Origin of the sequence: Streptomyces sp. AHU1, assembly GCF_045343905.1 — a bacterium.
GTDB lineage: Bacteria > Actinomycetota > Actinomycetes > Streptomycetales > Streptomycetaceae > Streptomyces > Streptomyces triticiradicis.
Genome location: NZ_CP174283.1, coordinates 4093474 through 4106250, shown reverse-complemented (window position 1 = coordinate 4106250; position 12777 = coordinate 4093474). Strand labels below are relative to the sequence as shown.

Genomic DNA, 12777 nt, shown 5'->3' with positions numbered 1-12777 from the left:
CCTGATGCCGACGGCCGGTGAGCGCGGTCCGCTACCTCCGGACCCTGCGCACCACTGCCCGCAGTCTCCGTCGTACGACCCCGGGGACGTCCACCGCGTGGATCTCCAGCACCAGCGTCGTCTCCGACGCCCCCTTCACCGGACGGGCGGCGTAGGGGCGGGCGAGGCGGAACCAGCGGGTGCGGCCCAGGCCCGCGAGGTAGGGGACGGCGGCGACGGAGGACGCGGAGGGGCCGGACAGGGGCAGGGTCACCGTCCAGCGGCCCGGGCGCAGACCCTTGACCGGGAGTTCCGCCGTGAAGCCCCCGGGGGTCCGGCCGGGCGACGCGGGCACCTCGTGACGGTCGCCCGCGGCGTTCTCGACGCGTAAGCGCAGCGTCCCGGTGTCCTGCGCGCCCTCACCGGCCAGCGTGCCGGTCACCACCAGCGTGCCCCTCCGCGACCTGTGCCACGACGTCCCGGTCACCTGGCAGGGGGTGTCGTCGCGGGGCACGTCCTGGCCGACGTCGAGGGAGAAGTTGCCCTGGCCGGTCACGTACGGGGTGATGGTGGTGGGCTCGCCCGTTCCCGTCGTCATGGTCCACTGCGGCGGTGTCCGCCCGTCCTCGGGTTTCCTCAGCCGGACCGTACGGCTGACCCCCTGGGCCCGTACGTCGAGGAAGAGGTTCCACCGGCCGTGGCCCAGCGGGGCGCCGGCCGCCGCCGTGGACAGGTCGACCTCCGCGACGAAGCCCGCGTTCGCGTGGCGCTCGTCGTCCGGGAGCCCCGCGACGGCGTGCACCGGCGCGGGGACGCGGATCTCCGGGTGGTCCGCGTCGTGGCGGCGCAGGACCAGTTCGGTGGCCGCGCCGACGGAGGCGACGTTCTCGACGTAGGCGTGGCCGGTCAGCCGCAGCACCCCGTCCTCCCGCACGTCCGCCGATGCGAGCCGGTGGTGCACCGGCAGCCTGTCGGTGACGTCGAACGCGCTGTCCGGCACCCCCGCCGCGGTGTCGCGGAAGAGCGGATGCTCCCAGTAGACCCGGCCCCCGTCGACGACGTGACCGCGCCCGGCGTCCTCCTTGGCGTCGCGGATGACCGTCATCACGTCCTCGAACCGGTCGGCCCGCAGCAGGTGCAGCAGCAGCCGGTCGCGCGGTTCGAGCTTCTCGATGATCGGGTCGGTGACCCAGTTCTCCACCCAGTCGCGGATCTCCGGGTAGATGCGCTCGCGGATGTCCTCGTCGTCCTCCCGGAGCAGCAGCCACCACAGCGGGCCGCACAGCTCCCACGCGACGTGCCGGCGCATGATCTGGTCGCGCCGCGGGCCCGGCTCCAGATAGCGGGCCACCGTCTCGAAGCACATCCGGGTGCCCCGCATCCGGTGGCTCAGGTTCTGCGCGGTGAGGGTGAGGTTGTTCCCGTTCGCGCGGTTGCGGTGGTAGTAGCAGTCGTAGTCCGCGACGACGGATATGCCGTCCGCGTTGAGGTACGCGGCGGCGGTGAACGGCTTGTCCTCGGTGTTGCGGAACGGGGGGAAGCGCAGGTTCAGCCGTTCCAGCAGCGAGCGGCGGAAGAGCTTCCAGCAGCCGAGGGTCGAGTAGGCGGCCGAGGAGAAGATGTCCGTACGGGGCTGGGTGTTCCTGAAGACCGCGGTGGGCACGCCCCGGCCGCCCACCGAGACCATCTTGCCCAGCACGACGTCGGTGCCGTTCTCGTCGGCCATGGCCACCATGCGGCGCAGCGCGTCGGGGCCCAGGTAGTCGTCGGAGTCGAGGAAGAAGACGTAGTCGCCGCGGGCGACGTCGAGCGCGACGTTGCGCGGGACGGCCGCGGTGCCCGAGTTCTCCTGGTGGATGACCTTCAACGAGGGGCACAGGGCGGCGAGCCGGTCGAGCTCTTTGCCGGTGCCGTCGGTCGACCCGTCGTTCACCGCGATGATCTCGAGCTGGTCCGGGCCGATGGTCTGCTCCATCGCGGAGGTGATGCATTCGGTGAGCTCGGGCATGGCGTTGTAGGCGGGGACGATCACGCTGACTCGGGGTTGGTGCATGGCGCTCCTCGGGACTCGGCGGCGACGGTCCGTACTCGCTGCTCCGGGGGCGGCGGCGTCGTTCGGTGCCCGTTCTCCAGCTCGGACCGGTTGCCGGGCAGCCGGTATGAGCTGATGTGTGCGAAAACATTCGGTGAATACGTGGGGTTAGATGCGGGAGAGCGCCCGAAGGTTGTGCTCTTCAACCGAATGATCGGCATATGGGTGCCGAATCCACTTGTTCCGGGTAAGGCGGGACATGCCGCCGACGGCGACGAGGGGCCGCCCGGACGGGTTCACGGCCGATGCCGATGCCGATGCCGATGCCGTGGCCGTGGCCGTCGGTGCCGGCGTCCGGTGTCCGGTGTCCGGCGCCGCGATGGTTTAGATGCGCGAGGGCGTCCGATGGTTGGGTCCCTCGGGTGAATGGCCGATGCCGCGGGTGCCGGGTCCACTCGTTCCGGACGCGGCGGCGAACGGATGACGCATTTAATGCAAGCATGCTTGCTTGTTTTTAGGTCCGCTGCCATGCTCCAGAACGCACCGCGTACGACTCCGCACCGCACATGACTCCGTGCCGCGCCGCACACCGTCGTGCCCGAGAGGGGCTCCAACGTGTCCGATCCGACGCCCGTGTTCGACGATCTGCGTGACGAGAGCGAAGAACTCGACCGGCTCGTGGCCGAGTTGGGCCCCGACCGGTGGACGCTCGCCACACCCGCCCCCGGCTGGACCGTCGCCCACCAGATCGCCCACCTCGCCTGGACCGACCACTCCGCCCTCCTCGCCGTCACGGACGCCGAGGCCTTCCAGGGCCTCGTCGAGAAGGCCCTCGTGGCCCCCGGGACGTTCGTGGACGAGGGCGCCGAGGAGGGATCCCGGCTGCCGTCCGCCGAACTGCTGGAACGGTGGCGCGCGGGGCGCGCCGCGCTCGACCGGGCCCTGCGCGCGTCCGTGCCCGGCACCCGTTTCCCCTGGTACGGCCCGCCCATGTCCGGCGCCTCCATGGCCACCGGACGGCTCATGGAGACCTGGGCCCACGGCCAGGACGTCGCCGACGCCCTGGGGGTGGTCCGTACCCCCACCGACCGGCTCCGGCACGTGGTCCGCATCGGTGTGCGGGCACGGGACTTCGCCTTCGGCGCGCGCGGACTCGCCGCGCCCGCCGAGGAGTTCCGGGTGGAGATCCTCGCCCCCTCCGGCGACACCTGGGCCTACGGTCCCGAGGACGCCCCCCAGCGCGTCACCGCCCCCGCCCTCGACTTCTGTCTGCTGGTCACCCAGCGGGCGCACCGCGCCGACGTCGCCGTGAGTGCCGAGGGCCCCGACGCCGACCGCTGGCTCGACATCGCCCAGGCCTTCGCGGGCCCGCCCGGCGACGGACGTCCGCCGAAGGGGGAGGCGGAGTGACCCTGCGCATAGGCAACGCCTCCGGCTTCTACGGCGACCGCTTCGACGCGATGCGCGAGATGCTCACCGGCGGCGAACTGGACGTCCTCACCGGCGACTACCTCGCCGAACTGACCATGCTGATCCTGGGCCGGGACCGGCTGAAGGACCCCGCCGCCGGATACGCCCGCACCTTCCTGCGCCAGCTGGAGGACTGCCTCGGCCTGGCGCACGAGCGGTCCGTGAAGATCGTGACGAACGCCGGGGGCCTCAACCCGGCCGGGCTCGCGGACGCGGTGCGCGCCCTGGCCGGCCGGCTCGGCATCCCGGTGCGGGTCGCCCACGTCGAGGGCGACGACCTCACCGCCGCGTACCCGGGCAGCCTCGCAGCCCACGCCTACCTCGGCGGCTTCGGCATCGCGGAGTGCCTCACGGCGGGCGCGGACGTCGTGGTCACCGGGCGGGTCACCGACGCGGCCCTGGTCACCGGGCCCGCCGCCGCCCACTTCGGCTGGAGTCCCACGCAGTACGACCGGCTCGCGGGAGCCGTCGTCGCCGGACACGTCCTGGAGTGCGGAACCCAGGCCACCGGCGGCAACTACGCCTTCTTCGGCGAGGGTGACGTGCGCCGGCCCGGCTTCCCGCTCGCGGAGATCCACGAGGACGGCAGCTGCGTCGTCACCAAGCACCCCGGCACCGGCGGCTTCGTCGACGTCGGCACGGTCACCGCGCAACTGCTGTACGAGACCGGGGGCGCCCGGTACGCGGGACCCGACGTCACCGCCCGCCTGGACACCGTCCGGCTGAGCCAGGACGGCCCTGACCGGGTGCGGATCGAGGGCGCCCGCGGCGAGGCCCCGCCCCCCACCCTCAAGGTCGGCCTCAACAGGCTCGGCGGTTTCCGCAACGAGGTGACCTTCGTCCTGACCGGCCTCGACGTCGAGGCCAAGGCCGCGCTGGTGCGCGAGCAGATGGGCGACGCGCTCGCCAAGTCACCGCCCGCGGACGTGCGGTGGGAACTGGTGCGCACCGACCGGGCCGACGCGGGGACCGAGGAGACCGCGAGCGCCCTGCTGCGGCTCGTCGTCCGCGACCCCGACCAGGCCGCCGTGGGGCGCGCGCTGAGCGGGGCCGCCATCGAGCTGGCCCTCGCCAGCTACCCCGGGTTCCACGTGGTGGCGCCACCGGGGAAGGGCGCGCCCTACGGGGTCTTCGAGGACGTGTACGTCCCTCAGGGCTCCGTGGACCACACGGCCGTCCTCCACGACGGAACCCGTCTGTCCGTGCTCCCGGCCCAGGACACGCGCGTACTGGAGCCGGCCGGGGAACCGTCCCCGCCCGAGCCGCTGCCCGCGGGGCCGACCCGCCGGGCCCCGCTCGGCCTCGTCGCGGGAGCCCGCAGCGGCGACAAGGGCGGCAACGCCAACGTCGGCGTCTGGGCCCGCACCGACGAGGCCTGGCGCTGGCTCGCCCACGAGCTGACGGCCGACCGCTTCCGGGAGCTGCTCCCGGAGAGCGCGGGTCTGACCGTGGTCCGGCACCTCCTGCCCCATCTGCGCGCCCTGAACTTCGTGGTCGAGGGGATCCTCGGCGAGGGCGTCGCCTCCCAGGCCCGCTTCGATCCGCAGGCCAAGGCCCTCGGCGAATGGCTCCGCTCCCGTCACCTGGATATTCCGGAGGCCCTGCTATGACGGTCCTTTCGTCCGCCCTGGACGTGGGCGGCCAGGACTACCGGGCGAACCGCGAGGCCATGCTCGCGAAGCTCGCCGACCTGGACACCGAGCACGCCAAGGCCCTCGCGGGCGGCGGCGAGAAGTACGTCGAGCGGCACCGGAAGCGCGGCAAGCTGCTCGCCCGCGAGCGCATCGAGCTGCTCCTCGACCCGGACACCCCGTTCCTGGAGCTGTCCCCGCTGGCCGCCTGGGGCAGCGACTACACGGTCGGCGCCTCCCTGGTCACCGGCATCGGGGTGGTCGAGGGCGTCGAGTGCCTGATCACCGCCAACGATCCGACCGTGCGCGGCGGCGCCAGCAACCCCTGGAGCCTGAAGAAGGCGCTGCGGGCCAACGACATCGCCCTCGCGAACCGGCTGCCCTGCATCAGCCTGGTCGAGTCCGGCGGCGCCGACCTGCCCTCCCAGAAGGAGATCTTCATCCCCGGGGGCGCGATCTTCCGTGACCTCACCCGGCTGTCGGCGGCCGGGATCCCCACGGTGGCCGTGGTCTTCGGCAACTCCACCGCCGGAGGCGCGTACGTCCCCGGGATGTCCGACCACGTGATCATGGTCAAGGAGAAGGCGAAGGTCTTCCTCGGCGGTCCGCCGCTGGTGAAGATGGCCACGGGCGAGGAGAGCGACGACGAGTCGCTCGGCGGCGCGGAGATGCACGCGCGCGTGTCCGGTCTCGCGGACCACTTCGCCGTCGACGAGCGGGACGCGCTGCGCCAGGCCCGCCGGGTCGTCGCCCGGCTCAACCACCGCAAGGCGTACGGCGATCCGGCTCCGGCCGAGTCCCCCAAGTACGACGGGGACGAGCTGCTGGGGATCGTCCCCGGCGACCTCAAGCAGCCCTTCGACCCGCGCGAGGTGATCGCCCGGATCGTCGACGGCTCGGACTTCGACGAGTTCAAGCCGCTGTACGGGACGAGCCTGACCACCGGCTGGGCGAGCCTGCACGGCTACCCGGTCGGCATCCTCGCCAACGCCCAGGGCGTGCTGTTCAGCGCCGAGTCCCAGAAGGCCGCCCAGTTCATCCAGCTCGCCAACCAGCGCGACATCCCGCTGCTCTTCCTGCACAACACCACCGGCTACATGGTCGGCAAGGAGTACGAGCAGGGCGGGATCATCAAGCACGGCGCGATGATGATCAACGCGGTGAGCAACTCTCGGGTCCCGCACCTGTCGGTGCTCATGGGCGCCTCCTACGGGGCGGGCCACTACGGGATGTGCGGCCGCGCCTACGACCCGCGCTTCCTGTTCGCCTGGCCCAGCGCCAAATCGGCCGTGATGGGACCGCAGCAGCTCGCGGGCGTCCTGTCGATCGTCGCCCGGCAGTCGGCGGCGGCGAAGGGGCACCCCTACGACGACGAGGCGGACGCGGCGCTGCGCGCCATGGTGGAGCAGCAGATCGAGTCCGAGTCGCTGCCGATGTTCCTGTCCGGGCGGCTGTACGACGACGGGGTCATCGATCCCCGCGACACCCGCACCGTCCTCGGCCTGTGCCTGTCCGCGATCCACACGGCGCCCTTCGAGGGCGCGCGCGGTGGCTTCGGCGTCTTCCGGATGTGAGGGATCACGTGATTTCGAGTCTGCTGGTCGCCAACCGGGGCGAGATCGCCTGCCGGATCTTCCGCACCTGCCGCGAGGCCGGGGTGCGCACCGTCGCGGTGTACTCGGACGCCGACGAGGACGCCCTGCACACGCGGGAGGCGGACGCGGCGGTGCGGCTGCCGGGGTCGACGCCCGCCGAGACGTATCTGCGGGGCGACCTGATCGTGCGGGCCGCGCTGGAGGCGGGCGCGGACGCGGTGCACCCGGGGTACGGGTTCCTGTCGGAGAACGCGGACTTCGCGCGGGCGGTGACCGGCGCGGGGCTGCTGTGGGTCGGGCCGTCCCCCGAGGCGATCGAGGCGATGGCGTCCAAGACCCGGGCCAAGAAGCTGATGGGACTCGAACCCCTGGAGAAGGTCACCGAGGCCGACCTTCCCGTGCTGGTCAAGGCGGCGGCGGGCGGCGGCGGGCGCGGGATGCGGATCGTCCGCGAACTGGCGCAGCTGGAAGCCGAGTTGGAGGCGGCTCGGGCGGAGGCGCTGAGCGCCTTCGGCGACGGGGAGGTGTTCGTCGAGCCGTACGTGGAGGGCGGCCGGCACGTCGAGGTGCAGATCCTGGCCGACGCGCACGGCACGGTCTGGCCGCTGGGCACCCGCGACTGCTCCCTCCAGCGGCGCCACCAGAAGGTGATCGAGGAGGCGCCCGCCCCCGGACTCGGGGACGAACTCACGGGCAGGCTGTACGAGTTGTCGGTGCGGGCCGCCCGTGCCGTGGACTACGTCGGCGCCGGAACGGTCGAGTTCCTGGTCGCCGGCACCACCGCGCACTTCCTGGAGATGAACACCCGGCTCCAGGTCGAACACCCGGTGACCGAGGCGGTGTTCGGGGTCGACCTGGTCGCCCTGCAGCTGCGGATCGCGGAGGGGGAGCGGCTGGAGGGCGAGCCCCCGCCCGCGCGGGGCCACGCGGTGGAGGCCCGGCTGTACGCGGAGGACCCGGCGGGCGCGTGGGCGCCGCAGACGGGCACCCTGCACCGGATCGCCGTCCCGGACGGCGTCCGGCTGGACACGGGCTTCGCCGACGGCGACCCGGTCGGCATCCACTACGACCCGATGCTCGCGAAGGTCGTCGCGCACGGCGCCACCCGCGCGGAGGCCGTGCGGAAACTGGCCGGCGCCCTGGAGCGGGCCACGGTCCACGGCCCGGTCACCAACCGGGACCTGCTCGTACGGTCGCTGCGGCACGAGGAGTTCGCCGGGGCCCGGATGGACACGGGTTTCTACGACCGCCACCTGGCCGCCCTGACCGAGCCCGCCCCGGACCCGTACGCCCCGCTGGCCGCCGCCCTGGCCGACGCGCACGGACGTTCCCGGTTCGGCGGCTGGCGCAACCTGGCGTCGGCGCCGCAGACCAAGCGCTACCGGATGCACGGCACCGAGCACGAGGCCGCGTACCGGCACACCCGTACGGGACTCGCGGCCGACGGGGTGCGCGTGCTCCACGCCGACGCGGGCCGCGTCGTCCTCGAAGTGGAGGGCGTGCGGCGGACGTTCGACGTCACGCGGTACGACGACGGCCGGGTCTTCGTGAACGCGACCGCGCTGACCGAACTCCCCCGCTTCCCCGATCCGGCCGCGGACCGGGCCCCGGGCTCGCTGCTCGCGCCGATGCCGGGAACCGTGGTCCGGGTGGCCGAGGGACTGGCCGAGGGCGCCGCCGTGCGGGCCGGGGACCCGCTGCTGTGGCTGGAGGCGATGAAGATGGAGCACAGGATCGCCGCGCCGGCGGCGGGCACGCTCACCGCCCTGCACGCCGTGGTCGGACAGCAGGTCGAGGTGGGCGCGCTGCTGGCCGTCGTGCGGGAGGAGACGGCGCCCGGCCCGGCGGCGGACGGCGCCGGGTGAGGAGGCGCCCCGCCCCGGGGCGCCGGGCCGCACCACCGCGCGGGGTCTTCGCCGCGCGGGTCCGACAGCTATGCACAGGCCGCGTTTTCCGTACTCTTCTCACCGAGGAGCCCTCATGAGCCCTGTCACAGAGACCGACGAACACAAGGCGCTCCGTTCCGCGGTCGCCGCTCTCGGCAAGCGCTACGGCCGCGCGTACCTCACCAAGGCCGTCGCCGAGGGCGGTCACCCCGACGAGCTGTGGGCCGAGGCGGGCAAGCTCGGCTACCTCGGCGTGAACCTCCCCGAGGAGTACGGCGGCGGGGGCGGCGGCATCGCCGAACTGTCGATCGTCCTGGAGGAGTTGGGCGCGGCGGGCTGTCCGCTGCTGATGCTCGTCGTCTCGCCCGCCATCTGCGGCACGGTCATCGCCCGCTTCGGCACCGAGGAGCAGAAGCGGGCGTGGCTTCCGGGTCTGTCGGACGGCTCCCGCACGATGGCGTTCGGCATCACGGAGCCCGACGCCGGCTCGAACTCGCACCGCATCACCACCACGGCCCGCCGTGACGGCACCGACTGGGTCCTGACCGGCCGCAAGGTGTTCATCTCCGGCGTCGACATCGCCGACGCGACGCTCATCGTGGGCCGCACGGAGGACGCGCGCACCGGCAGCCTCAAGCCCTGCCTGTTCATCGTCCCGCGCGACGCCGAGGGCTTCGGCCGGCGGCAGATCGACATGGAACTGGCCAGCGCCGAGAAGCAGTTCGAGCTCACCCTGGACGACGTCCGGCTGCCGGCCGAGGCGCTGGTCGGGGACGAGGACGCCGGCCTGCTGCAGCTGTTCGCCGGGCTCAACCCGGAGCGGGTGATGACGGCCGCCTTCGCGATCGGCATGGGCCGCTTCGCGCTCTCCCGGGCCGTCGAGTACGCGCGCGAGCGGACCGTCTGGAAGGCGCCGATCGGCGCCCACCAGGCGATCGCCCACCCGCTCGCGCAGGCCCACATCGAACTCGAACTGGCCCGCCTGATGATGCAGAAGGCCGCGTACCTGTACGACGCGGGCGACGACATCGGGGCGGGCGAGGCCGCCAACATGGCCAAGTACGCGGCCGGGGAGGCCTGCGTACGGGCCGTCGACCAGGCGGTGCACACCCTCGGGGGCAACGGCCTCACCCGGGAGTTCGGCCTCGCCTCCCTGATCACGGCGGCGCGCGTGTCTCGTATCGCACCGGTGAGCCGGGAGATGATTCTCAACTACGTCTCCCACCAGACCCTGGGTCTGCCCAAGTCGTACTGAGCGCTCTAGGAGGAACCGTGTTCCGCAGCGAGTACGCAGATGTCCCGGCCGTCGAGGAACCCATCCACGAGGCCGTCCTGGGCGGCGCCGCCGAGCGGGGCGACGCGCCCGCGCTCGTCGACGGCGTCGACGGCACCACGCTCACCTACGCACAGGTCGACGGGTTCCACCGGCGGCTGGCCGCCGCGTTCGCCGAGGCGGGGCTGCGCAAGGGCGACGTGCTCGCCCTGCACAGCCCCAACACCATCGCCTTCCCCGTGGTCTTCTACGGGGCCACCCGGGCGGGGGCGTCGGTCACCACGGTGCACCCGCTCGCCACGGCGGAGGAGTTCGCCAAACAGCTGCGGGACTCCTCGGCCCGCTGGATCGTGACCGTCTCGCCCCTGCTGGAGACGGCCCGGCAGGCCGCCGGACTCGCCGGCGGCGTACGGGAGATCTTCGTGTGCGACCAGGCGGCGGGCCACCGGTCCATGGCCGACCTGCTCGGCAGCACGGCGCCCGAACCGCAGGTCGACATCGACCCCGTGGAGGACGTGGCGGCGCTCCCGTACTCCTCGGGCACCACGGGCGTCCCCAAGGGCGTGATGCTCACCCACCGCTCCATAGCCACCAACCTCGCGCAGCTCTTCCCGGCCATGCCGATGGGCCCGGACGACCGCATCCTCGCCGTGCTGCCGTTCTTCCACATCTACGGGCTCACCGCCCTGATGAACGCGCCGCTGCGGCAGGGCGCCACCGTGGTCGTGCTGCCCCGCTTCGACCTCGACACCTTCCTCGGCGCCGTCCAGGAGCACCGCATCACCGGCCTGTACGTGGCACCGCCGATCGTCCTGGCGCTCGCCAAGCACCCGGCCGTCGCGGAGTACGACCTGTCCTCCCTGAAGTACATCCTCTGCTCGGCCGCGCCCCTGGACGCGGCGCTCGCGGCCGCCTGTTCGGCCCGGCTCGGACTGCCGCCGGTGGGCCAGGCCTACGGCATGACCGAACTGTCGCCCGGCACGCACGTCGTCCCGCTGGACGCCGAGAACCCGCCCCCGGGGACGGTCGGCAAGCTCGTCGCGGGCACCGAGATGCGCATCGTCTCCCTCGACGACCCGGACAAGGACCTCGGGGTCGGAGAGCACGGCGAGATCGTCGTGCGGGGACCGCAGGTCATGAAGGGCTATCTGGGCCGGCCCGACGCGACCGCCGCGATGATCGACCCGGACGGCTGGCTGCACACCGGGGACGTCGGCCACGTGGACGAGGACGGCTGGCTGTTCGTCGTGGACCGGGTCAAGGAGCTCATCAAGTACAAGGGCTTCCAGGTCGCCCCCGCCGAACTGGAGGCACTGCTGCTCACCCACCCCGGCATCGCCGACGCCGCCGTCATCGGCTCCTACAACGAGGACAACAACGAGGTCCCGCACGCCTTCGTGGTGCGCCAGCCCTCGGCCGCGGACCTCTCCGCGAACGAGGTCATGCTGTACGTCGCCGAGCGCGTCGCCCCGTACAAGCGGGTCCGGATCGTCACCTTCATCGACGCCGTCCCGAGGGCCGTCTCCGGGAAGATCCTGCGCCGTGAACTGCGAGGCCTGTCATGACCGTCGTCCGCGCGGAACACGAGCGGGGCGTCACCACCCTCGCCCTGGACTCGCCCGCCACCCGCAACGCCCTGTCGGCCGTCCTCGTGGGCGAGCTCGCCGACGCCCTCACCCGCTGCGGCAAGGACGCCGACGTGCGCGCCGTCGTCCTGACCCACACCGGGAACACCTTCTGCGCGGGCGCCGACCTGCGCGACCCGCCGCCGCCGGAGGCGTTCGTCGGCCTGCTGCGGCGGATCGTCGAGCTGCGCAAGCCCGTCGTGGCCCGGGTGGACGGACACGTCCGGGCGGGCGGCCTCGGCCTGCTCGGGGCCTGTGACATCGCGGTGGCGGGCGCGGCGGCGAGCTTCGCCTTCACCGAGGTGCGGATCGGGGTCGCCCCCGCCGTCATCTCGCTCCCGCTGCTGCCCCGCGCCGACCCGCGCGCCCTCGCCCGGTACTACCTCACCGGCGAGCGCTTCGACGCCGCCGAGGCGGTCCGCACCGGGCTCCTCACGGCGGCCGGGGACGACGTGGACGCCGTGCTCGCGCCCGTGCTCGACGGGCTGCGCCGGTCGGCACCCGAGGCCCTCGCCGAGACGAAGGCGCTGCTCACGGCTAAGGTGCTTCAGACCTTCGACCGGGACGCGGGTGACCTGACCGCGCTCTCGGCCCGGCTGTTCTCCTCCGCGCAGGCCCGCGAGGGGATGACGGCCTTCCTCGAACGACGGGATCCCGCATGGGTGGTGTGAGCGCGACGGAACACGCGGCACGTACTCCGCACGTCCCCAAACAGGACCGCAGCCGGGCCACCCGGCAGCGGCTCCTGGCCGCGGCCGTGGCCTGCCTCGCCGAACACGGCTGGGCGGGCTCCACGGTCTCCGTCGTCGCGGAGCGCGCCGGGGTGTCCCGGGGGGCCGCCCAGCACCACTTCCCCACCCGCGAGGACCTCTTCACCGCGGCGGTCGAGTACGTCGCCGAGGAACGCTCCACCGCCCTGCGGGACCTGTTCCCCGACGGCCCCGCCGACCGGCGTGCCGTCGTCGCGGCCCTCGTCGGCCTCTACACCGGGCCACTGTTCCGCGCCGCCCTCCACCTGTGGGTCGCGGCCTCGAACGAGGAACAGCTCCGGGCGCGGGTGACCGAGCTGGAGGCCCGCGTGGGCCGCGAGAGCCACCGGATCGCGGTGGACCTGCTGGGCGCGGACGAGTCCCGGCCCGGGGTGCGCGAGACGGTCCAGGGCCTGCTCGACATGGCGCGCGGTCTCGGCCTCGCGAACCTGCTCACCGACGACACCGCGCGCCGGGAGCGGGTCGTGGCGCAGTGGGGGACGATCGTGGAGCAGACGCTCGGCTGAGCGGCGCTCC

The 12777-nt window shown here is 73.1% G+C and carries 9 protein-coding genes; 8 read left to right on the top strand and 1 reads right to left on the bottom strand.

Features of this window, described 5'->3' with window-relative positions; translation table 11 throughout:
• Positions 1–31: 31 nt before the first annotated feature.
• A complete protein-coding gene (locus ACICHK_RS18300) occupies positions 32–2032 on the bottom strand; it encodes a glycosyltransferase family 2 protein (protein ID WP_406837766.1) in 2001 nt (666 codons plus the stop codon).
• Positions 2033–2626: 594 nt separating this feature from the next.
• Here ACICHK_RS18300 and ACICHK_RS18295 point away from each other — a divergent pair.
• From ACICHK_RS18295 to ACICHK_RS18260, 8 genes are all read left to right on the top strand, one after another.
• Positions 2627–3421, top strand: coding sequence for a TIGR03084 family metal-binding protein (locus ACICHK_RS18295; protein ID WP_406837765.1), 795 nt, complete (start codon positions 2627–2629; stop codon positions 3419–3421).
• The gene (locus ACICHK_RS18290; protein WP_406837764.1) at positions 3418–5091 is read left to right on the top strand and encodes an acyclic terpene utilization AtuA family protein; all 1674 of its coding nucleotides are present in this window, start codon (positions 3418–3420) and stop codon (positions 5089–5091) included. Before ACICHK_RS18295 ends, ACICHK_RS18290 begins: the two co-directional genes overlap by 4 nt.
• Complete coding sequence (locus tag ACICHK_RS18285) at positions 5088–6686, top strand: acyl-CoA carboxylase subunit beta (protein WP_406837763.1); 1599 nt, start codon at positions 5088–5090, stop codon at positions 6684–6686. The genes ACICHK_RS18290 and ACICHK_RS18285 overlap by 4 nt, the downstream gene beginning before the upstream one ends.
• Positions 6687–6694: 8 nt before the next feature.
• Positions 6695–8572: an acetyl/propionyl/methylcrotonyl-CoA carboxylase subunit alpha gene (locus ACICHK_RS18280; protein WP_406837762.1), complete on the top strand. Its 1878-nt coding sequence runs from the start codon at positions 6695–6697 to the stop codon at positions 8570–8572.
• A 115-nt stretch (positions 8573–8687) separates the two neighbouring features.
• Positions 8688–9848, top strand: coding sequence for an acyl-CoA dehydrogenase family protein (locus tag ACICHK_RS18275; protein WP_406837761.1), 1161 nt, complete (start codon positions 8688–8690; stop codon positions 9846–9848).
• A gap of 17 nt (positions 9849–9865) precedes the next feature.
• Positions 9866–11431, top strand: coding sequence for a 4-coumarate--CoA ligase family protein (locus ACICHK_RS18270; protein ID WP_406837760.1), 1566 nt, complete (start codon positions 9866–9868; stop codon positions 11429–11431).
• Positions 11428–12162 carry an enoyl-CoA hydratase family protein gene (locus ACICHK_RS18265; RefSeq protein ID WP_406837759.1) on the top strand — a complete coding sequence of 245 codons (735 nt, stop codon included), beginning with the start codon at positions 11428–11430 and terminating at the stop codon, positions 12160–12162. Before ACICHK_RS18270 ends, ACICHK_RS18265 begins: the two co-directional genes overlap by 4 nt.
• On the top strand, positions 12150–12767 hold the full coding sequence (locus ACICHK_RS18260; protein WP_406837758.1) for a TetR/AcrR family transcriptional regulator: 618 nt from the start codon (positions 12150–12152) through the stop codon (positions 12765–12767). The genes ACICHK_RS18265 and ACICHK_RS18260 overlap by 13 nt, the downstream gene beginning before the upstream one ends.
• Positions 12768–12777: the final 10 nt, after the last annotated feature.

What these genes read in the sequence shown, in the direction of transcription:
- ACICHK_RS18300 (WP_406837766.1), bottom strand. Translation starts at nt 2,032, where the DNA reads ATGCACCAACCCCGAGTCAGCGTGATCGTCCCCGCCTACAACGCCATG.
- ACICHK_RS18285 (WP_406837763.1), top strand. Translation starts at nt 5,088, where the DNA reads ATGACGGTCCTTTCGTCCGCCCTGGACGTGGGCGGCCAGGACTACCGG.
- ACICHK_RS18275 (WP_406837761.1), top strand. Translation starts at nt 8,688, where the DNA reads ATGAGCCCTGTCACAGAGACCGACGAACACAAGGCGCTCCGTTCCGCG.
- ACICHK_RS18265 (WP_406837759.1), top strand. Translation starts at nt 11,428, where the DNA reads ATGACCGTCGTCCGCGCGGAACACGAGCGGGGCGTCACCACCCTCGCC.
- ACICHK_RS18260 (WP_406837758.1), top strand. Translation starts at nt 12,150, where the DNA reads ATGGGTGGTGTGAGCGCGACGGAACACGCGGCACGTACTCCGCACGTC.